The following is a 20,014-nucleotide window of genomic DNA, read 5'->3' as shown; positions in this document are numbered from 1 at the left end:
CGATGAGCAGTACTCGCACGGCGATATTCTGGGCATCCGCCGTTGCGGCGGGCCTGATCCTGAATGTTGGCGTTGATCTCCTGTTTCCTGAGGTTCGCTGGGCGGGTCCGGCCATCGGCGGTGGGATCGCGCTGGTCGGCTTTGGAATGCTGATCTCCGCCAAGCTGAAGCGATAGTTCATGGGCAGTTCTGCCTGGTGTCGCCTGCTTGCAACATAGTCTGAAATGTTACAAAACGTTTTGACGAACGTTGCGTAAGTGACCATTTGCTAGCTTCGCCGCCGTCTCCCCGGCGGGCCTGGAGCTTTTCTAGATGTCGATCCGCGCGCGCCTGCTGACCTCGGTCTTGACCGTCGGCGTCTTCGTGTCGGGCCAGGCCCTAGCCCAAGACACCGCCTCCGCGGACAGCGTCGACGAGGTCCTGGTCCTGGCCCGCGACAAGGCCGGCCTGCTGGAGAAGCAGCCCAGCACCACGGTGTTCGGCCTGGAGAAGCCGCTGCTGGAGACTCCGCGCTCGGCCAGCTTCGTCAGCGACACCACCCTGCAGCGGTTCGGCATCGAGACCATCGACGGCCTGACCGCCGTCTCGCCCGGAACCTACACCGCCAGTTTCTACGGCGTGCCGGGAGCGCTCAACATCCGCGGCACCCTGGCCGAGAACTATTTCCGCGGCTTCAAGCGGGTCGAGAACCGCGGCACCTATTCCACCCCGATCGGCGGCGCGGCCCAGATCGAGATCGTGCGCGGCCCGCCGACCCCGATCTACGGGGCCGGCAAGGTCGGCGGCATGCTGAACTTCATCCCCAAGTCGGCGCGCGACGAGGGCCGGTTCCTGACCGACCCCAAGGGCGAGCTGACCGCCACCTTCGGGGCCTATGACAAGAAGAACCTGACCGGCCAGGTCGCCCTGCCGGTCAAGCTGGGGAAGGCCGACGGCGGGGTCTATGCCTATGGCGAGCTCGATGATTCAAAGAGCTTCTACCGGGGCCTCCACCCCAAGCGGCAACTGGCCGAGGTGTCGGCGGACTTCGACCTGAACAACGGCTGGAGCACGGCGTTCGGCGGCATGGTCTACCACTCGACCGGCGACGTGCAGACGCCGGGCTGGAACCGCCTGACCCAGGACCTGATCGATCATGGGACCTATGTCACCGGCCGCGACACCACTCTGGTCGACACCGACGGCAACGGCCGGCTGACCCCGGGCGAGGTGGGCTTCTACCCGTTCGGCAGCGCCCTCTACATTCCGTACTACGGTTTCCCCGCCTCCGATCCCAACCACACGCTGGACACCGGGATCGGCACGACGAAGCTGGATCCGCGCACCGTCTATATCAGCGCCGCTGACTTCTCGAAGACCCGGACCAACACCCTCTATTTCGACCTGGCCAAGCGCTTCGACGACGACAGCGTCCTGAAGCTGCAGCTGTTCTACGACGACCAGGAGAACAAGCGCTTCGTCTCCTACGGCTACCCCGCCTGGTTCGACAGCTCGGTGTGGGAGGCGCGGGCCTCCTACGCCTTCGGTCGCGATTTCGGGGTCGTGACCACCAAGTCGATCGTCGGCGCCAGCTATCGCCGGTTCGAGGGCCGCCGGCGCGAGAGCTTCAACAGCGGCATGATCGCCCTGGACCGCCGCGACATCGCCCATGGCGCCACGCCCACCGACATCGTCGACAGTCCGTTCAGCACCGAGCCGGCCGGCGTCCAGGGTCTGGAATGGGAGAACGACAACAAGGGGACCTGGAGCCAGACGGGCCTGTTCTTCACCAGCGACGTCAAGTTGGGTCAGCGTCTGACCCTGACCCTGGGTGGCCGCTACGACGGGTACGATGTGGCGGCCAACGACACCGGCGCCCTGCCTTTCACCGTGTCCGGCCGCCAGACCGACGACCGGGGCAAGGGGACCTATTCGGCCAGCCTGACCTACCAGACCTCGGTCGGGCTGATGCCCTATATCAGCTACGCCAAGGCCTCGGCCCTCGAGGTCAGCCAGGCGGGCGAACTGGCGCCGGGCCTGATCGCCGACGGCTCGTGGCTGTCGGCCAGCGACCTGGCCGAGGCGGGGGTGAAGTTCCAGCTGCTGCACGGAACCCTGGTCGGCTCGCTGGCCGGTTACCGCCAGAACCGCACCCAGCTGTCGGGCCTGACCCCGGTGGTGCAGGGCACGCGCGCCAAGGGCGTCGAGCTGGAGGTCCGCTGGCTGGCCTCCGAGCACTTCAGCTTCACGGCCACCGGCAACACCCAGCACACCACGGTCAAGGGGCCGGACGCCTCGTTCCAGTACATCCCGACCTATACGGCCGGCGTGCCGGGGGCGCAGGGCTATGGCGGCAGCTACGTGGTCTGGACGTTCAACAGCCTGCCGGGGCGGGCCGGGGACTACGACTACACCCTGATCCCCAAGTCGGTGGTCAGCCTGTACGGCGCCTATACCAGCGACCAGCACGACTGGGGCTCGGTGGGGGCGACCCTGGGCGTCACCCACGTGACCAAGACCGCCGGCACGGTGCAGAACGCGGTGACCTATCCGGCCTACGCCGTGGTCAACGCCTCTGCCTATTTCGCCCATGGTCCGTACACGGCGGAACTCAATGTCGATAACCTGTTCGACAAGCTCTATTTCACCCCCGACGCCGACACCTACGCCAACCTGGGCGCCTTGCCGGGCCGAGGGCGCGAGTGGCGGGTGACGCTGAAGCGGAGCTTCTAGTGTTCTGGAACCCTCTCCCAGAGGGAGAGGGAGGGGCCCAAGCGAAGCTTGGGAGGGTGAGGGGTTACGCCCTTTCCGTTTTGCCCCGATGATCCTTTCAAGACGTCGAACGCCTTCACCCCTCACCCTCCCATCGCTTCGCGACGGGCCCCTCCCTCTCCCCTCCGGGCGAGGGTTTCAGAGGTACCAATGACCGCTATCCGCCCCTGGCTCCTCGTCGCCGCCTTCAGCCTGCTGCTGTTCCTGATCACCGCGGCGACCTATTCGTCGCTGGGCGTGGTGATCCCGGCCATGGTTCCGGAACTGGGCTGGAGCTGGGAGCACGCCTTCCTGGGCTTCTCGATCCTTGGGGTGTTCACCGGCCTGTCCTCGTGGCTGCCGGCGTTGCTGATCCGCCGGATCGGGGTGCGCGGAACGGTGCTGGTCGGGGTGGCGGTGATGGCGGGTGGCCTGGCTTGCCTGTCGCGGGTCCACGCCCTGCCGATCTATTTCCTGGGCACCGCTCTGTGCGGGGTCGGCTTCCAGATGGCCGCGCTGATCCCCGGCACCCATGTGCTGTCGGCGATCTTCAAGCAGCGGGCCCTGCCGTTCGGCATCTATTTCACCTTCGGCGCCCTGGGCGGGGTGGCGGGGCCGTGGATGGTGGTGAGCATCCTGGGGGCCACCCACGACGACTGGCGGTTGTACTGGGCGCTGCAGGCGGTGCTGGTGGGCTTGGTCGGCCTGGTCTGCGCCGTGGCCGTGGGCGGCCCCCGCTGGCTGGAGCAGGCCGGGGCGGCGCTGGACAAGGTGCTGGACGACGAGGCCAGGGCCCAGCACGCCTCGGGCGTGGTCCCCGGCAAGGTCTATCACACCGACCACGAATGGAGCGTCCGCGACGCCGTGCGCACGCCGCAGTTCTACGTGCTGCTGGCCGCCTATTTCAGCCACCTGCTGGCCGGGATCAGCGCCGCCAGCCTGACCCAGGCCCACCTGACCCAACTGGGCGTGGCCGGCGCGGTGGCGGCCGGCATGCTCAGCCTGGAAGGCCTGATGCAGGTGGTCGCCCGGCTGGGCGGCGGGGCGATCGGTGACCGCGTCGATCCGCGCTGGCTGCTGGTCTTCGCCCAGGGCCTGCTGGTGATCGGCCTGCTGGCCCTGGCCCGGGCCGATAGCACGCCGCTGCTGGTGCTGTACGCGGTCGGCGTCGGCGTCGGTTTCGGCCTGACCGTGCTGGCCGTCAGCCTGTTGCTGCTGAACTATTTCGGCCGCCGCAACAATGTCGAACTGTTCTCCCTGACCTGCCTGATCGGGGCGGTGTCGGCGGCCGGGCCGTTCATCGGCGGCTTCATGCGCGACCGCCTGGGGACCTTCACCCCGACCTTCCAGCTGTTCGCGGCGGTGACGGCGGTGGTGTTCGTGGCGGCGCTGTTCATGCGACCGCCCACGGCGCGCGCCCAGGCCTGACGCCAGAGACGGGCCTGACGCCAGGGACACGCCCAAAAGAAAGGGCCGCCCCGACGGTGTCGAGACGGCCCTTCCAGCTTGTCGTGACGTCTGACGCTTAGAACGCGGCCTTCAGCGAGACGGTCAGGGCCGAGCCGTACAGGCTCTTGCCGAACTCGTGCTGGTCGGTGTCGGAGTAGCGCAGGTCGCCCGTCAGGTGCTCGGTGATCGCCGCCGAGATGCCCAGGTTCCAGGTGGTGTACTTGTTGCCCACGCCGGAGAAGTAGCCGTCGGCGTCAACGCTCTGGTGGCCCACGGCGCCGCTCAGGGTCAGCTTTTCGCCGATCGGAGCCGAGCCGTTGACTTCGAAGTAGAACGCTTCGCCACCCTCGCTCGGGAATTCCGGCGAGTAGTAAAGCGCGGCGCCGATCGTGCCCGGACCAACGGCCTTCGAGGCGGCGGCCTTGACTTCGACGTAGCTGTACGAGCCCGGGATGCCGTTCTTGTCCTTGGAATAACCGTAGTAGATCATGCCGAGGTCCAGACCGACGTCACCGACCGTCGGCTTCACGCCGGCGTAGACATCGATTTCGGCTTCGGGGTTCTCGGTGCCGAAGTCGACGTTCGAGGCCCAGACGCCCGCGTAGCCGATGCCGTAGGTGGCGTCGACGCCGCCGAACACTTGCGGATCGTTGTTGGTGTTGCTGATGCCGCGGAAGATGTAGTCGCTGGCCACGCCAACATTGTACGAAAGCTTCAGTTCTTCAGCCATCGCGGCGCCGCCCATGGCGACCGAAGCGGCGGCGGCGACCAGCGCCAGTTTCAGAAATTTCATGTGTTCTATCCCCTTATCTCTGTTTTGCCGTTCGAAGGGTTTTGGAGCCTTCGACGTCCAGCGACGCCTGCAAGCGTGTTTGGGCACAACGGGAGTAGTTGTCGGCAACGCCCTTGTTGCAATCTTGCTGGTTAAATCGCCAGCAGAAACGCGCCCGGTGGTGCAAAGTTTGGGCGTAGTGTGACGATTTTGCTTCAGAACTGACGTTGGGCGCCACAGTGTCGAGGTCTGGTTTGTTTACGCTTTACCTGCGGCTTTAACGCATCGCCAGACTCGCCCCGCCCAGGTGCAGGCCGGCGTCGACCAGCAGGGTTTCGCCGGTGACGTGGCGCGAGGCGGGCGAGGCCAGGAACACCGCCGCGCCGGCCACGTCCTCGGCGGTCGAGGCGACCTTCAGCGGCGTGGCCGCCGCCGATTTAGCGCGCAACCGGTCGGTGCGTTCCTCGTCCATGACCTTGCTGAACCACGGGGTGTCGATGAAGCCGGGACATACGGCGTTGACCCGAATGCGGGGCGCCAGGGCTCTCGCCAGCGACAGGGTCATGGTGGTCAGCGCGCCCTTCGAGGCGGCGTAGGGCACCGACGAGCCGTTGCCGACCACGCCGGCGATCGAGGCGGTGTTGACCACGGCGCCGGGTTGGGGCGCGGCCTCCAGCAGGCTGCGCGCGGCCCGCACCATCTGGAAGGCCCCGACCACATTGACCGCGTAGAGGTTCAGGAAGTCCTCGGCGCTGACCGCGTCGAGGTCGGCGTGGTCGGGCGCGAACTTGGTGATCCCGGCGTTGTTGAACAGGGCGTCGATGCGGCCGAAGGCGGCGGCGGCCTGGGCGATCCTGCGGCAGTCGGCGTCCTGGGCGACGTCGCCCTGCACCAGCACGGCCTTGCCGCCCTCGGCGGCGATCAGCCGGGCGGTCTCTTCGGCCTCTTGCGCGCTACGGGCGAAGTTGACGACCACCAGGGCCGCGCCGCGCCGGGCGGTTTCCACCGCCATGGCCCGTCCCAGGCCCGTGGAGGCGCCGGTGACCACCACCGTGAACCCGTCGAAATCCCGTCCGCTCATCTGTCGTCTCCGCCTAAACGTTTGTTTGAGGCGACGATAGCGACACCGCGCGCGCTTGTCTCGCTGGGCCGCGAGGCCTAAATCCCGCCCATGACCGAACTTCACGTGACCCAGCTGGGCCAGGCCGTCCGGCCCGCCGCCAGCCCTGACCAGGCCGTCCTCGAGCGCGTGCCCAACCCGCAGAGCGACGTGACCTATCTGGCCCGCTTCGTGGCCCCGGAATTCACCTCGCTGTGCCCGGTGACCGGCCAGCCCGATTTCGCGCACCTGGTCATCGACTATGCGCCCGGCGACTGGCTGATCGAGAGCAAGTCGCTGAAGCTCTACCTGACCAGCTTCCGCGACCACGGCTCGTTCCATGAGGACTGCACGGTCAAGATCGGTCGCAAGATCGTCGAGATCGCCCAGCCCCGCTGGCTGCGGATCGGCGGCTACTGGTACCCGCGCGGCGGCATCCCGATCGACGTGTTCTGGCAGACGGGTCCGGCGCCGGAAGGCCTGTGGGTGCCGGAGCAGGGCGTGGCGCCGTATCGCGGGCGGGGGTGATCTGCACTCACCCGCTCCAACATTGTCATCCCGGACGGAGCAAAGCGAAGATCCGGGACCGGCGCGTGAACGCCGCGCTTCCGGCGGTCCCGGATCTTCGCGCTACGCGCTCGTCCGGGATGACAGAGAAAGCTACGCCGACCACGTCGTGGTGATCGCCGCCACGTCCGGCCGCGCCCGCTCCTGCGGGGCCTCGGTGGCCGTGCCCAGGTACAGGAAGCCCGCCACCTGCTCGCCGGCCTCGACGCCGAGGATCTCGCGGCCGCGCGGATCGTAGCTGTACCAGTCGGTGATCCAGTTGGCGCCCCAGCCCATGGCGGCGGCGGCCAGCAGCATCTGCTGGCAGACGGCGGCGGCGCTCAGGCGCTGCTCCCACTCGGGGATCTCGCCGGGGAGGTAACGCGAGATCACCGCCACCGCGACCGGCGGCCGCGTCAGCTTGCGCAGGGCGGCGTTGGCTTTGGCCGGATTGGCCTGGCTGTCGGCCAGGGCGGTGATCTTGGCGGCGAAGGCGTCCTTGGCCGCGCCGCGCAGGATCACGAACCGCCAGGGCGACAGCTTGCCGTGGTCGGGAACCCGGGCGGCCAGGCGCAGCAGGTCGGCCAGCTGGTCGTCGTCGGGGCCGGGCGCCGTCAGGGTCATGGCCGAGGCCGACCGGCGCTTGGCCAGGAAGTCCAGCACCGCTTGCGAGGGCTCGATCGGCAGGATGTCGCCAAATTGCGGGGCGAGGGGAACGGAACCGGTCAAGACGACCTCCAGGAAGCGCGCTAAGCCTGCACACCTATGGCCGCGCTCCGGTCGCCACAAGTCGCGAGTCGTTCGCATGTCCAATAAACCCGCCAGCCCCAAGCCAGAATGGCTGAAGCCGCACGGCCAGCCCTGGGGCGCCGACGGCGGGAAGACCGTCTACGACAACCCATGGATCACCCTGACCGAATACCAGGCCATCGCCCCGACCGGCCGTCCGGCCCTGTACGGCAAGGTGGCGTTCAAGAACCGGGCGATCGGCGTCGTGCCGCTGCACGACGACGGCACGGTGACGCTGGTCGGCCAGAACCGTTTCCCGCACGGCAACTACAGCTGGGAGATCCCCGAGGGCGGCGCGCCGCTGGACGAGGAGCCGCTGGACGGCGCCAAGCGCGAACTGGCCGAGGAAGTGGGGCTGGAGGCCGCCGACTGGCGCCAGATCCTGACGATGGAGCTTTCCAACTCGATCACCGACGAGTTCTGCCACGGGTTCCTGGCCATGGGCCTGACCCCCACGGCGACCGCGCCGGACGAGACCGAGGACCTGGCGATCGCCCGCGTGCCGTTCGGCGAAGCCCTCGACGCGGCGGTGGCCGGACACATGCCGGACTCCTTGACGGTGGCTTTACTGCTCCGGGTGCACCATATGGCGGTCAGGGGCGAGCTGCCGGCCGATCTGGTCAGGCGCGTCCTAGGGTAGGGCGGCGACCGCGGACGGTTTCGCGCGTTGGTCGTCAAGAGTCGTGGGACTGGAGCATTTCCTAAAAAGATGCTCTTGTATCGCGAGGCAAGAGGGAGATCCCGGTGGCCAAGCATCTCGAAGTCGTGACGCACGACGCCACGCCCCCCGTCTGGGCGGCGCTGCGCAACCAGGCCGAACACGCCGCCAAGGCCGAGCCGGCCCTGGCGTCCCTGCTCAACGCGGTGATCCTCAGTCACGACAACCTGGCCGACGCCCTGACCTTCCAACTGGCGCGCAAGCTGGGCGACCAGGAGATGCGGGCCATGACCGTCCGCGAGTTCGCGGCCGCCGCCTTCGACAGCGACCCGGCCCTGGTGGCCGCCGCCGAGGCCGACCTGATGGCGGTGTTCGAGCGCGACCCGGCCTGCAAGGGCTATGTCCAGCCGTTCCTGTTCTTCAAGGGCTTCCTGGCCCTCCAGACCCATCGCGTGTCGCACTGGCTGTGGAGCCAGGGCCGCGAGACCCTGGCCTTCTACCTGCAGAGCCGGGCCAGCGAGGTCTTCCAGGTCGACATCAATCCGGCGGCCCGCATCGGCCAGGGCGTGTTCATCGACCACGGCACCGGCATCGTCATCGGCGAGACCGCGGTGGTCGGCGATGACGTCTCGATGCTGCACGGCGTCACCCTGGGCGGCACCGGCGCCGAGCGCGGCGACCGCCACCCCAAGATCGGCAAGGGCGTGCTGCTGGGCGCGGGCGCCAAGGTGCTGGGCAACATCACCATCGGCGAATACGCCAAGATCGCCTCGGGTTCCGTGGTGCTCAAGCCCGTGCCGCCGCACTGCACGGCCGCCGGCGTCCCGGCCCGCATCGTCAACTGCCCGACCTGCGAAGAGCCGGCCCGGACGATGGATCACACCCTGGCCGACGTGGTCTACGACTACGTGATCTGACGCCGACGACCTTGGCCGATCGTCCCTCCCCCTTGCGGGGAGGGTGGCGGCGAAGCCGACGGGTGGGGGCCGGTGCAGGGCGCCTTGAGTCAGCAAGCCCCACCCGACCCCTTCGGGGCCACCCTCCCCATGAAGGGGAGGGAAAGCGCTTAAAGCTTGGACCAGATACGAAAAGGGCCGCCTCATCGGCGGCCCTTCTGCATTCTTGAGCGCGCTCGGCGCCTAGTACACCACCCCGCCGACGCCGCCGTCGAGGCTGAGGCTCATGCCCGACATGCTCGACTCGCGGACCGTTTCCTCGCGGTAGGCGGTGTATTTCTCGACGGTGAGGATCGTCAGGATCTTCACGCCGGCCCCGTAGCGGCGCAGCAGCGAGCGCTCGTTGCAGTCGCGGGCCGAACGTTGCGGACGGCAGCTGACCGCGCCGCCACGACCATCGGGACCGCCGGCCAGGCCGGAATCGCCGCGGCCGCCGCCGCCATAGTAGAGCGCTTCGTTCTTGCCGCAGAGATAGGTCTCGCCGCCCGAATTGATGTCGCTGATCCCCTCATAGGCGCCGACGACGTACTGCATCCGCGAGCCGGCGATGCAGCGATAGAGCTCGCCGTCGTAGCCGCTGTCGATGTCGCGGTCGGGGGTGACCTGCGAGGCGGGGTGGGGGATGTCGCGGTCGTCCAGGCAGACGGCGCGGATGACCACGCGCTTGAACCTGGTGCGGGTGGCCTCGTAGGCGGCGCGACGGCGGGCTTCGCCGCCTTCGACATTGAGGCCCTGGATGTAGCCGGTCGAGACCGGGCCGGAATAGTAGCCGCCGTGCGTGCCGCCGCCGTAATAGACGGTCGAGCCGGCGGAAGCTCCCGCGCCGGCTCCGGCGCTCGAACCGGCCGAGGCGTTGCTGGTCGCCGAGGCGCTGGCGTTGACCACGATCGAGCCGCCGACATGGATGTTGATGCCGGGGATGTTGACGTTGTGACCGCCGCCGCAGGTGTTGCAGCCGGGCGGTGGCGCGGGCGGACGCGGCGGGGCGGGCGGCGGCGCGCAGCAGGGCGGCGGCGGCGGCGAGCAGCACTGGGCGTAGGCGACCCCGCCGAGCACCAGCGCGCCCAGTCCGGCGGCCAGGCTGAGCACCAGCTTGGGCAAGGTCATTTTCGGCGCCTGCATCAGCGTATCCCCTTCACAACTCGTCGGCGTCGCGCGTGGCCGAAAGCCAAGCAAGAACCACGCCATGCCCGCCGCTCCATCGGATAACTGTCCCAGGACGGCACGGTCCGGGGGCTGGTCCGATTCTCCTTGCAAGCTCGATGCGGTCGAAAAGGACCGCGGAGCGAGCCGCGAGGGGAACGACGATGTTCCATCCAAGCACACAACGGTTGATAGACTATTGGCGTGGCCGGGCCGTTAACGACGCCGTGCCGACCCGCGCCAGCGTCAATCCCGGTGATTTCCTCGACCTTCTGCCGCAGATCTTCATCCTGGGGCGCGACGGGACCGGCCGCTATCCGGTGCGCCTGGCCGGCGGTTTCGTCACCGACCTGCACGCCCGCGACCTGCGCGGCGAGGACGCCCTGGGCCTTTGGGCCCTGTCGCATCGCCTGGAGGTCAAGTCGGCCCTGGAGGTCGCGCGGCGTCGAGGCGAGCCCATGGTGGTCACCGCCGACATCCGCGCCGTCGGGGTCCCCTCGGTCGGCATGGAAGTGCTGTTCGCGCCGATGACCGGCATGGACGGCCAGACCGACCGTTTCCTTGGTCTTTACCAGCCGGTCGCCATGATCCAGCGGCTGATGGGCCGTCCGGCCTCGGAACTGGGCGTGCGCGAGATCCGGAGCCTGGGCCCGGCCAACGAGGAATCGCCGCGTCTGCGGCTGGCGACGCTGCACGGGCGGCGGATCGCCTGACGACATCGAGCTTTTCCGTCCGGGGGGGCGGAAAGGGACGGCGCGCCGCAGGGGGCGCGCTGTTGATGGGAAGGGGGCGCTGGAAAGCGACCCCTTCCCATTTTTACGTTTTAGGCCGTTTCCGCCGCGTTCAGCTTGGCGATCACCTCGGCGGGCAGGACCAGTCGCGCCGCGCCCATCAGCTCGGTCAACTGCTCGACGCTGGTGGCGCTGGCGATCGGGGCGGTGACCGACGGGTGGGCCATGATCCAGGCCAGGGCGACCTGGGCCTGGCTGGCCGACACCGCCTTGGCGGCCTCATCCAGCGCCGCCAGGATCTTCAGGCCCTTGGGGTTGAGATAGTCCCGGGCCACCGTCCGGCCGCGCGCCTTGCCTTCCAGGTCGGCCGGGGTGCGGTACTTGCCGGTCAGGAAGCCGGCGGCCAGGCCGTAATAGGGGATGACGCCGATCTCTTCCCGGGTCGTCACGGCGTCGAGCGCGCCCTCGACCTCGCCGCGGTCATAGAGGTTGAACTTCGGCTGGATGGTCTCATAGCGCGCCAGGCCCTTGTCGGCCGAGACCTTCAGGGCCTGGCCCAGGCGGCCCGGCGTGAAGTTCGAGGCGCCGATCGCCCGCGCCTTGCCGGCCTTGATCAGCCGGTCGAAGGCCTCCAGCGTCTCGTCCATCGGGGTTTCGGCGTCGTCCTGGTGGGCCTGGTAGAGGTCGATGTGGTCGGTTTGCAGCCGCTTCAGCGAGCCCTCGACCGCCGAGACGATATTGGTCGCCGACAACCCCGGCTGGGCCGGCCACATGGCGACCTTGGTCAGCACCAGCACGTCGTCGCGCCTGCCCCGCGCCTTCAGCCAACGGCCGATGACGCTCTCGGACTCGCCGCCGGTGTGACCCGGAACCCAGGCCGAATAGACGTCGGCGGTGTCGACGGCGTTGAAGCCGCCGTCGACGAAGGCGTCGAGCAAGCGGTGGGACATCGCCTCGTCGGCCGTCCAGCCGAAGACGTTGCCGCCGAACACCAGCGGGGCGATCGACAGGCCGGAGCGGCCAAGGGGGCGGTGGTTCATGGGGTGTCCTTCGCTTTCTTGATCCTCTCTCGGGGGAGAGGAAGGGGCCCGCCGCGCAGCGGTGGGAAGGTGAGGGGTCACGCTCTCACCGGCCATCTCAAACGCCCTGCCGGCACGCCGTTCGACGTCTAAACCCCTCACCCTCCCAACTGCTCCGCAGTCGGGCCCCTCCCTCTCCCTTTGGGAGAGGGTTTACGCCGCGACCGCCCGCCCGTCCTCGAACACCGGCACGTCGATCGGCGCGGCCACGGCCTTGCCCCGGATCAGGTCAGAGGCCCGTTCGGCGATCATGATCGTGGGCGCGTTGGTGTTGCCGCCGATCAGGGTCGGCATCACCGAGGCGTCGATCACCCGCAGGCCCGCGATCCCCTGCACGCGCAACTCGCCGTCGACCACGGCCAGCGGATCGCCCGCCGCGCCCATCCGGCAGGTCCCGACCGGGTGGTAGATGGTCTCGGCCTTGGCGCGGATCCAGGCATCGAGCTCGGCGTCGCTCCTGACGTCGGCGCCCGGCGCGTATTCGGCCTCGCGATAGGGGTCCAGCGCCGCCTGGGCGACCACGTCGCGGGCGATGCGCACGCCCTCGCGCAGGGCCCGGCGGTCCTCGTCGGCGGCCAGGTAGTTGGCCAGGATGGTTGGGTCGTCGAACGGGTCGGCCGAGCGCAGCCCGACCTTGCCGCGGCTCTCGGGCCGCAGCTGGCAGACATGCAGCGTGAAGCCGTCCTTCTCGATCAGCGTCTTGCCATGGTCCTGCATGATGGCCAGCACGCCGTGGATCTGCAGGTCGGGGCGATCGAGGTCGGGGCGCGACTTCAGGAAGGCGCCCGACTCCAGGAACTGCTGGCGGCCCAGGCCCTTGCCCAGCAGCATGTAGGACAGGCCGGTGCCCAGTTTCCGCAGGCCCTTGTTGGCCGAATAGGCGGTGGTCAGGCCCCGGGTGGTCCACGACAGGCAGACGTCGAGGTGGTCCTGCAGGTTGGCGCCGACGCCCTTGGACTCGTGGACGGTGGCGATGCCGTGGGCCTTGAGGTCGTCCGGGGCGCCGATGCCCGACAGTTGCAGGATGTGCGGCGACTGCACCGCCCCGGCGCTGAGCAGGACCTCGGCGTCGGCGTGGGCGACCTGTCTCTCGCCGCCCCCCTTGTCGCCGATCGGCCCGACCACATACTCCACGCCGACCGCGCGGCCCTTCTCGACCAGGATCCGGGTCGTGCGGGCCTCGGTCACGCAGGTCAGGTTCGGGCGGGCCAGGATCGGGGTCAGGTAGGCGGCCGCCGCGCTGCAGCGCTGACCGTCGCGGATGGTCAGGTCGTAGGGGCCGAAACCCTCCTGCTGGTAGCCGTTGAAGTCCTTGGTCACCGCGTGGCCCGCCTGGCGGCCGGCCTCGATCAGGGCCCCGTAGAACGGGCTCTTGGACTCGCCGTGCGAGACGTGCAGCGGGCCCGACCCGCCGTGATAGGCGTCGCCGCCGGCGTGGTGGGTCTCCGAGCGCTTGAAATAGGGCAGGACCTCCGCATAGGACCAGCCCGACAGACCCATCTGCCGCCACTGGTCGTAGTCGCGGGCGTGGCCGCGAATGTAGATCATGCCGTTGATCGCCGAGCTGCCGCCCAGGCCCTTGCCGCGCGGCCACCACAGCTTGCGGTCATTCAGGTGCGGCTCGGCCTGCGTCCAGAAACCCCAGTTCTGGTCGCCCTTGGCCTTGATCAGCTCGCCGACCCCGGCCGGCATCTTGACCAGCAGCGAGGTGTTCTTGCCCCCGGCCTCCAGCAACAGGACCTTGACGCTCGGGTCCTCGGTCAGGCGCGCGGCCAGGACGCAGCCGGCCGAACCGGCGCCGATGATGACGTAGTCGTAGCGCGCGGTGGACATGGCCCGACGTCGCCTCCCTGGAATGTTATCGTTGTTAAGGCAGAGAGTGGTCCGGGTTCTCGCGGCGGGCAAGAGGGGTTGGTTGTCGCGGAGGGCTGGAGCGCACAGCGAAAAGGCGCGCCACGGATTTGACGCCTCGCCCGCGTGCAAACTCTGGGTGGTTTTTGATCAATCCGACTTAGAGATCTTTGCGGCCAAGCTTTATGTTCGAAGGGTGCCTAGGGTTGAGCTCTCTCGACTCGGCGTCGGATGCGTTCTCGCGGCGATACGGCGTGATCGACGATTTGCAGGGGCGTGGTTGACTGAAGTGGGGCTGGCGATGCGGGGAAGCGGACTTTGGGCGTTGCGGCGTCGTCTGGACCGGGCCGGCGCGATATGGCGCGACCTCTTCCCCTTCCCGCTGATCCCAAGGCTTTCCCGTGATCTCGAAGTCCTTCGTTCCGCGGGCCGATGCGGCTGCCGCCGCACCTCGACAAAAGCGTCCCCAATGAACCGGCGTGTGAAGAACCGAACGCGATGGGCGTTGCTGGCGGCGGCCTTGACGGCCGGGACGATCGCCGGCGCGGCGCGGGCCCAGTCGACCGAGGACATGACGATCTATAACCGCTGGGACGCCTCGCGCCGGCTGGAGATGAAGATCGGCGCCGACCCTGACGAAACAGGCCCGCTGAAGCGGCGCGCCGAGAAATATGCCTATGACCCCGACGGCCGGGTGATCCGCGTGGACATCGGAACGACGACCAACATCACGGGGTCTGATTTCCTGGCGTCGCAGAGCATATATTTTCGATACGATGCGGTGGGGAACAAGACCCAGGCCTATAGCAATCCCGGCTCGTCGGTCGCCAACCTGACCCAGTTCAGCTATGACGCGCTGGACCGGCCAGTCTGCACGGCGATACGGATGAACCCGGCGGTGCTCCAGGCCTTGTATGACGCCACCGATCGTCCGGCCGCCTGCACCGTGGGCACGGTCGGCGCGACCGGCGAGCCGGACCGGATCACCAAGGCGCTCTACGATTTCGCCGGCCAGAAGACCGAGATCCTGCAGGCCTTCGGAACGGCCGACCAGCGATCCTACGCCGTCTATACCTATACGCCGAACGGCAAGCAGGCGAGCGTCAAGGACGCCAACAACAACCTCACCCAGCTGACCTATGACGGCTTCGACCGGGTGTCTCAGCAGACGTTCCCGTCTCCGCAGCGCGGGACCCAGACGGTGAACGGCGCGGATTACGAACAGTACGGCTACGACCCCAGTGGCAACCGAACCAGCCTGCGAAAGCGGGACGGCTCGGTCCAGACCTTCACCTATGACGCCCTGAACCGCGTGGCGATCAAGAGCGGCGCGAACATCGCCGGCGTCACCTACGGTTACGATCTCCTGGGCAAACCCACCTCGATCCTGTTCACCGGCAGCGGTCTGGGCGTGTCGTCCAGCTACGACACCGCCGGCCGCCTGACGGGCGAAACCAGCTATGGCCTGGCGCAGACCTACGAGCTCGACAAGGCCGGCAACCGGACCAAGCTCACCTGGCCGGACACCAACTACGCGACCTTCACCTATGACGGCGCCGATCGTCCCCTGACCGCCGCGGCGAACGGGGCGTACGTCTCCAATGTCTATGACAACCTGGGACAGCGCACGTCGGTCGAGCGCGCAAACGGGGCGCGGGATCTCTTCGCCTACGACGTTCCGGGGCGCCCGGCCGGCTCGACTCTCGACGTCGCCGGCGTCCAGGACGATCAATCCGAGACCTTTTCCTACAATCTGGCCAGCCAGCTTACCGCCGATACGCGCAGCAACTCGCGCTACGACTGGCGCTCGGCCCCGCGCACGCTGAACGCCACGGCCGACGGCCTGAACCGCGACGCCGCCACCGTGTCCATCGGCGGGTACGACGCCAACCAGAACCTCACCAAGCTCGCCGACCGGGTCTTCGCCTATGACGGCGACAACAGGCTGGTCTCCGTGACCGGTCCGGTGTCCGGGACCTTGGCCTACGACCCCGCGGGCCGCCTGCGCCAGACCACGTTCAACGGGTTCACGACCCAGTTCCTCTATGACGGTGATCAACTGGTCGCCGAATATGATGGAGCGGGGGTGATGCTGCGTCGCTACCTGCATGGGGCCGGGGTCGATGACCCGCTGATCTGGTTCGAGGGCGCGGACCTGTCGAACGCGCGCTACCTGCACGCTGATCGCCAGGGCTCGATCGTCGCCTGGACCAACAGCGCCGGCGCCAGCCAGGCGACCTATACCTATGGCCCTTATGGCGAACCGGGCGAGAGCTGGAGCGGATCCCGCTTCCGCTACACCGGCCAGGCGGCCCTGCCGGAGCTGGAACTCTATCACTACAAGGCCCGGGTCTATGATCCGATGCGTGGCTGGTTCCTGCAGACCGACCCCATCGGGTCCAAGGATGACCTGAACTTGTACGCCTACGTCGGCAACGATCCGGTGAACAAGAGTGATCCGAGCGGGACGATGGGGTGTGGCACTCTAACAAGGACCGACTGTGAGACGTTTAAGGCCGCTCAAGAGACGCTGAAAAAGGATCTCGGCGTTCTACAACAAGCCTCTGCGGCATATAAGCGCGCGAAAGCTTCTGGAGAGCAAACAGCGCTATCGGCCGCTTTCGAGAAGGGCTGGTCCAAATTCGCGGCCAAGGGCGAGGCGCTCAATAGCAAGAATTTGGCAAAATTCGATAGGCAGGTAGCTCACGTTTTAGTTGTAGCTAATAATAATGTAAGGTATCAAGCAACTTACCAAGCTGCGGGTGTCTCGAGTAGTACGGATAATCAACATTGGGCTTTCTTCGAGCCGTCTGAATTCAAGCAAAATGCACCTCGTCTGGAGCGCGTTATTGGGCACGAATTCAACCACTTCGATGGGGCTCCAGTGGGTGGGGCTGGTGATTTTTCTCATCCAATATATCCCAACAATCTCATGTTGATGATGCTTGGCATTGTAGGGAAGAATTGCACCGCTCCGGCTTGTGCCGGCCGATGAGGGGCGTGCCGATGTCGAGAACGCTCGCCGCTTTTTTGATCGGAATGTGCGTAGTCGGTTGCACTGAGGGTGAGCCGCGTCCTGGGGGAGGCGGGCAATCCATTGCCATTCGGTCGGGGGAATTCACTGGGAAGCAAGCGATCGATTTGGCCCGTGAAATTCCTATTCCGAATGCCGGTCAAATCGAAGCCGCTCATGTTCAATCTACGCCGGTCGGAACCGAGCGCTCTTCAAGCTACGTAGTGGACTTTTGGGGGCCGGTCGCAGCGAGTGATGCTTCTGATTTATGTACGGCCCAAAAAGTGTCGCTCATCCTAGAGCGTAAGTTTGCCGCCGACGCATCTCAGAAAGATCTTCTGAAAGATTATGCGGTCACCGAGGTACGAGCGGCTCCTGTGTTTAAAATGAAGCAGAAGTACTCTAACCAAGAAAAGGGAGCGAGAGCAAATGTTTGCTCGTTCGTGAGTAAGGAGACATTCTTCTCTGCCGAGAATTATTCTGTGGCTTTCTTGGGGTATAGATTCTTTACTGATATGATGGGCAGCATGGATTATCCGCTCGTTCCCGGATCTCACCTACAAGATGTACGATCGATGCCATGTGAGACTGATGGGGCTGTGGCCGAGCAATGCCTTTCTATAACTGTTTTGCGTAACAAAGCTGCAGGCGAAGAATTTTATGCCGACATCATCGCGAAAATAGAATTGGGGCCAGACGGTGTTGGTGGAGAATACAAGGTAACTGAAAAGAAAGTCATTCTTCGCAGGCGTGTCTTTTAGGGCCAGGGATTGTCGGGCTTTCGTCGACTTGACGACTCGCGTTCTCTTTTGGGCCGGTGATGTGGGGTCGCTCCAAGCTTTCGTCGGCGCCAGAAGCCGCCCCAAAGGCAATCGGCGCTCCGGGCAAGTCTCGCCCGTGCGAGCCACCGCAGAGCCAAGTGGCATGGGGGCTAAGCGCCTAATCTAGAAGGGGCGCATCGGAGGAATCTGTTCCTCTAGACCGCCCCTATCGCGTTCGAACGGAACAACCGGCTGCGCTCCGTCTGGGACGATGGGCGCACAAAGAAGAATTTCTGGGGAACAAGATCATGGACGCCGAAGAAGTCGCTCGCCTGAGCAAGGTGGTTCAAGATGAAATCGTCGGTCTCGAGATAACGGGCTTCGTCCTGTAAAAAGACGAGAAGGAAGCTGTGATGAAATTCTCCAATGGACTGGTGTTCCATCTCTACTCAGAGGCGGATCTTTTCCTGGTGGACAAGTCCTTCAAGGCTTGAGTGAATTTAAAATGGGGTCCGGTATGGGGTGGGAGAAGTCGATGTCCGAGAACGCCAGCGTGAAGCCCATGTCGGATCTGGCGCGCCGGGCCACGCGGTTGTCGAAGTGGGCAGGGGGGAAGCGGGCGTTCGCGGCGGTCCTGGCCATCGGCCTGGGCCTGGCGCCGATCGGCGCGCTGGCCCAGTCCTACACGCCGCCGAGGCCGGACAATCTGGCGGGAGCGACCGACCAGGGCGTCAACGTCACCACTGGCTCGTTCTCGCTGACGTCCAAGGATCTGACGGTCGGCGACGAAGACAACATGCTGGTCGTCTCCCATACCTACGCCGTGCCGGCGGCCGAGCGGGCTGGCGACTACATCACTTATTACGGCTTCATGGGGATCGGGAACCTGATGAACCTGTTGCCCACCATGTATGTCTACGCGGATCCGGATAGCGGCCCGTCGCACGCCTATGTGACGATCGGCGACCATTCCTACGAGTTCTACGGCTTCGATCATTGGCTCAATTACAACACGTCCGGCGTCTACCTGGGGGGCGGGCCCACCGCGGCGCCCAGCGGGCGCCCCCTGGGACAGTACACCGCGGAGTTTCGCGACAAGGACGGCAGCCGGATCATCTTCTCGCCGATTGGATCCTCGTCGCAGGGCCTGGTGATCGGCACTCCGATCGTCTTCACGCCGGTACTGATCGAGTCCCCGAACGGCGAGAGCACGACGATCGTCTACGAGAACTCGACGACGTCCAATACCAACCTGTTCTATCTGCGCCCGGCCTATGCGGTGAACACCAAGGGCTTCGGCGTGCGGTTCTACTACACCCAGCCCGCCGGCGGCGGCAGCCTGATCAACCGGGTCGAAGCCTATCGCAACACCTGCGCGATCGCCCAGACGTCCGATTGCGACAAACCCAACCTGGCGAACGTCTATTTTGGATACACCGTGCTGACGGGCAGCGGAGCCAACAGCGTTCACGGTCTTACGTCCTACACCGACCCGAGCGGGGCGATCACGACCTACCAGTACGACTCGTTGCAGCGGCTCCAGTCGATGCGCAAGCCCTCCGCCCCATCGACCAACGTGTTCTTCAACACCTACGACAACCAGAACCGGGTGGGGTCCCAGCGGGACGCCCTGAACCGGACGACCACCTACACCTACGGCGGCGGCATGACCGACGTGGTCGACCGCGACGGCAAGACGACGACCTATGAAAACAGCTCCCTTGGCCGTCCCTGGGCCATTATCGACCCGTTGGGCCGCCGGACCGACTTCCAGTACGACCCGGGCGATCCGCGCATCACGACGTTCCAGAAGAACCCCGAGGGCGACACCGTCACGCGCACGGTCGATACCCGCGGCAACGTGACCAGCGTCGTCCTCAAGGCCAAGCCCGGCTCGACCCTGCCTGACATCACCATCAGCGAGACGTTCGTCGAGTGCACCGGAACCAACTACAAGGTCTGTAACAAGCCCGTCTCGCGAACCGACGCCAACCAGAACGTGACCACGCTGAGCTGGGACACCGCGACCGGAAACCTGCTGTGGGAGCAGGGGCCCAGTGTCGGCGGGGTGAACGCCAGGACCGACTACGCCTACACGACCCTCGCCGGTATCGAGACGCCGGCCTTCAGCGCGCTGTCGTCGATGACGCGCAAGGCGACCGGGACCCGCAACGAGGTGATCGCCTATGAATATGACAGCCAGAACGGCCAACTGCTCAAGGCGGTCATCAACGATCCGAACGGCGTGAACATTCGCCAGTGCCGCGCCTATGACGGCATCGGGAACGCCCTCACAGCCTCGAACCCGCGCTCACCCAGCTGTTGATGGGCGAGCGGTTGGTGGGCGCCGTCCCCTTTGCGCGCCAGTGGGACGACACGCTGGGACAGCTGAGGACGCTCGTGGAGCACGACGCCCCTTGAGCTGTCATCTCGGGCG

The 20,014-nt window shown here is 66.4% G+C and carries 17 protein-coding genes; 10 read left to right on the top strand and 7 right to left on the bottom strand.

What is annotated here, in order from left to right; all coding sequences use genetic code 11:
• Positions 1 to 2 precede the first annotated feature (2 nt).
• From ASD79_RS23960 to ASD79_RS14595, 3 genes are all read left to right on the top strand, one after another.
• On the top strand, positions 3 to 176 hold the full coding sequence (locus ASD79_RS23960; RefSeq protein ID WP_156400514.1) for a hypothetical protein: 174 nt from the start codon (positions 3 to 5) through the stop codon (positions 174 to 176).
• A gap of 136 nt (positions 177 to 312) precedes the next feature.
• The gene (locus ASD79_RS14600; RefSeq protein ID WP_056722862.1) at positions 313 to 2,712 is read left to right on the top strand and encodes a TonB-dependent siderophore receptor; all 2,400 of its coding nucleotides are present in this window, start codon (positions 313 to 315) and stop codon (positions 2,710 to 2,712) included.
• Between the two features lie 189 nt (positions 2,713 to 2,901).
• Complete coding sequence (locus tag ASD79_RS14595) at positions 2,902 to 4,158, top strand: CynX/NimT family MFS transporter (RefSeq protein WP_056722860.1); 1,257 nt, start codon at positions 2,902 to 2,904, stop codon at positions 4,156 to 4,158.
• A 97-nt stretch (positions 4,159 to 4,255) separates the two neighbouring features.
• On the opposite strand, the gene ASD79_RS14590 is transcribed toward ASD79_RS14595, so the two are convergent.
• Positions 4,256 to 4,972 (bottom strand): TorF family putative porin, encoded by a 717-nt coding sequence (locus ASD79_RS14590; protein WP_056722858.1) that lies wholly within the window; start codon positions 4,970 to 4,972, stop codon positions 4,256 to 4,258.
• A gap of 256 nt (positions 4,973 to 5,228) precedes the next feature.
• The gene (locus ASD79_RS14585; protein WP_056722856.1) at positions 5,229 to 6,032 is read right to left on the bottom strand and encodes an SDR family NAD(P)-dependent oxidoreductase; all 804 of its coding nucleotides are present in this window, start codon (positions 6,030 to 6,032) and stop codon (positions 5,229 to 5,231) included.
• A 90-nt stretch (positions 6,033 to 6,122) separates the two neighbouring features.
• On the opposite strand from ASD79_RS14585, the gene queF reads away from it, so the two are divergent.
• Positions 6,123 to 6,578: a preQ(1) synthase gene (queF, locus tag ASD79_RS14580; protein WP_056722854.1), complete on the top strand. Its 456-nt coding sequence runs from the start codon at positions 6,123 to 6,125 to the stop codon at positions 6,576 to 6,578.
• A 132-nt stretch (positions 6,579 to 6,710) separates the two neighbouring features.
• On the opposite strand, the gene ASD79_RS14575 is transcribed toward queF, so the two are convergent.
• The gene (locus tag ASD79_RS14575) at positions 6,711 to 7,325 is read right to left on the bottom strand and encodes a nitroreductase (protein ID WP_056722852.1); all 615 of its coding nucleotides are present in this window, start codon (positions 7,323 to 7,325) and stop codon (positions 6,711 to 6,713) included.
• 76 nt (positions 7,326 to 7,401) lie between these two features.
• On the opposite strand from ASD79_RS14575, the gene ASD79_RS14570 reads away from it, so the two are divergent.
• Positions 7,402 to 8,025, top strand: coding sequence for an NUDIX hydrolase (locus tag ASD79_RS14570; protein WP_056722850.1), 624 nt, complete (start codon positions 7,402 to 7,404; stop codon positions 8,023 to 8,025).
• Between the two features lie 104 nt (positions 8,026 to 8,129).
• Complete coding sequence (gene cysE, locus ASD79_RS14565; protein WP_056722849.1) at positions 8,130 to 8,960, top strand: serine O-acetyltransferase; 831 nt, start codon at positions 8,130 to 8,132, stop codon at positions 8,958 to 8,960.
• 222 nt (positions 8,961 to 9,182) lie between these two features.
• Here cysE and ASD79_RS14560 read toward each other — a convergent pair whose 3' ends face one another.
• Positions 9,183 to 10,121 (bottom strand): hypothetical protein, encoded by a 939-nt coding sequence (locus tag ASD79_RS14560; RefSeq protein WP_056722848.1) that lies wholly within the window; start codon positions 10,119 to 10,121, stop codon positions 9,183 to 9,185.
• Between the two features lie 185 nt (positions 10,122 to 10,306).
• Here ASD79_RS14560 and ASD79_RS14555 point away from each other — a divergent pair, with 185 nt between their 5' ends.
• Positions 10,307 to 10,855 carry a PAS domain-containing protein gene (locus ASD79_RS14555; protein ID WP_056722847.1) on the top strand — a complete coding sequence of 183 codons (549 nt, stop codon included), beginning with the start codon at positions 10,307 to 10,309 and terminating at the stop codon, positions 10,853 to 10,855.
• A 110-nt stretch (positions 10,856 to 10,965) separates the two neighbouring features.
• Here the strand turns inward: ASD79_RS14555 and ASD79_RS14550 are convergent, their stop codons facing one another.
• Together ASD79_RS14550 and ASD79_RS14545 are read right to left on the bottom strand one after the other, a co-directional pair.
• Positions 10,966 to 11,913: an aldo/keto reductase gene (locus ASD79_RS14550; RefSeq protein WP_056722845.1), complete on the bottom strand. Its 948-nt coding sequence runs from the start codon at positions 11,911 to 11,913 to the stop codon at positions 10,966 to 10,968.
• 192 nt (positions 11,914 to 12,105) lie between these two features.
• Positions 12,106 to 13,785, bottom strand: a complete 1,680-nt coding sequence (locus ASD79_RS14545) for a choline dehydrogenase (RefSeq protein ID WP_056722843.1) — start codon at positions 13,783 to 13,785, stop codon at positions 12,106 to 12,108.
• 307 nt (positions 13,786 to 14,092) lie between these two features.
• Here ASD79_RS14545 and ASD79_RS14540 point away from each other — a divergent pair, with 307 nt between their 5' ends.
• A complete protein-coding gene (locus tag ASD79_RS14540; RefSeq protein ID WP_235524468.1) occupies positions 14,093 to 16,798 on the top strand; it encodes an RHS repeat domain-containing protein in 2,706 nt (901 codons plus the stop codon).
• Between the two features lie 11 nt (positions 16,799 to 16,809).
• Positions 16,810 to 17,577 carry a hypothetical protein gene (locus ASD79_RS23955; RefSeq protein WP_156400512.1) on the top strand — a complete coding sequence of 256 codons (768 nt, stop codon included), beginning with the start codon at positions 16,810 to 16,812 and terminating at the stop codon, positions 17,575 to 17,577.
• A 215-nt stretch (positions 17,578 to 17,792) separates the two neighbouring features.
• On the opposite strand, the gene ASD79_RS14535 is transcribed toward ASD79_RS23955, so the two are convergent.
• Positions 17,793 to 18,020 carry a hypothetical protein gene (locus tag ASD79_RS14535; RefSeq protein ID WP_056722840.1) on the bottom strand — a complete coding sequence of 76 codons (228 nt, stop codon included), beginning with the start codon at positions 18,018 to 18,020 and terminating at the stop codon, positions 17,793 to 17,795.
• 92 nt (positions 18,021 to 18,112) lie between these two features.
• On the opposite strand from ASD79_RS14535, the gene ASD79_RS14530 reads away from it, so the two are divergent.
• Positions 18,113 to 19,903 (top strand): RHS repeat domain-containing protein, encoded by a 1,791-nt coding sequence (locus ASD79_RS14530; RefSeq protein ID WP_056722839.1) that lies wholly within the window; start codon positions 18,113 to 18,115, stop codon positions 19,901 to 19,903.
• Positions 19,904 to 20,014 lie beyond the last annotated feature (111 nt).

Origin of the sequence: Caulobacter sp. Root655, from assembly GCF_001427665.1 — a bacterium.
In the GTDB taxonomy this organism is placed as follows: domain Bacteria; phylum Pseudomonadota; class Alphaproteobacteria; order Caulobacterales; family Caulobacteraceae; genus Caulobacter.
The sequence above is the reverse complement of the archived record's forward strand: the minus strand, read 5'-3'. Positions and strand labels throughout refer to the sequence as shown.

Coding starts and splice junctions, on each gene's coding strand:
- ASD79_RS23955 (WP_156400512.1), top strand. CDS start 16,810: ATGTCGAGAACGCTCGCCGCTTTTTTGATCGGAATGTGCGTAGTCGGT.
- queF (WP_056722854.1), top strand. CDS start 6,123: ATGACCGAACTTCACGTGACCCAGCTGGGCCAGGCCGTCCGGCCCGCC.
- ASD79_RS14595 (WP_056722860.1), top strand. CDS start 2,902: ATGACCGCTATCCGCCCCTGGCTCCTCGTCGCCGCCTTCAGCCTGCTG.
- ASD79_RS14590 (WP_056722858.1), bottom strand. CDS start 4,972: ATGAAATTTCTGAAACTGGCGCTGGTCGCCGCCGCCGCTTCGGTCGCC.
- ASD79_RS14560 (WP_056722848.1), bottom strand. CDS start 10,121: ATGCAGGCGCCGAAAATGACCTTGCCCAAGCTGGTGCTCAGCCTGGCC.
- ASD79_RS23960 (WP_156400514.1), top strand. CDS start 3: ATGAGCAGTACTCGCACGGCGATATTCTGGGCATCCGCCGTTGCGGCG.
- ASD79_RS14585 (WP_056722856.1), bottom strand. CDS start 6,032: ATGAGCGGACGGGATTTCGACGGGTTCACGGTGGTGGTCACCGGCGCC.
- ASD79_RS14600 (WP_056722862.1), top strand. CDS start 313: ATGTCGATCCGCGCGCGCCTGCTGACCTCGGTCTTGACCGTCGGCGTC.
- ASD79_RS14570 (WP_056722850.1), top strand. CDS start 7,402: ATGTCCAATAAACCCGCCAGCCCCAAGCCAGAATGGCTGAAGCCGCAC.
- ASD79_RS14555 (WP_056722847.1), top strand. CDS start 10,307: ATGTTCCATCCAAGCACACAACGGTTGATAGACTATTGGCGTGGCCGG.
- ASD79_RS14550 (WP_056722845.1), bottom strand. CDS start 11,913: ATGAACCACCGCCCCCTTGGCCGCTCCGGCCTGTCGATCGCCCCGCTG.
- ASD79_RS14545 (WP_056722843.1), bottom strand. CDS start 13,785: ATGTCCACCGCGCGCTACGACTACGTCATCATCGGCGCCGGTTCGGCC.
- ASD79_RS14535 (WP_056722840.1), bottom strand. CDS start 18,020: ATGGAACACCAGTCCATTGGAGAATTTCATCACAGCTTCCTTCTCGTC.
- ASD79_RS14530 (WP_056722839.1), top strand. CDS start 18,113: ATGTCCGAGAACGCCAGCGTGAAGCCCATGTCGGATCTGGCGCGCCGG.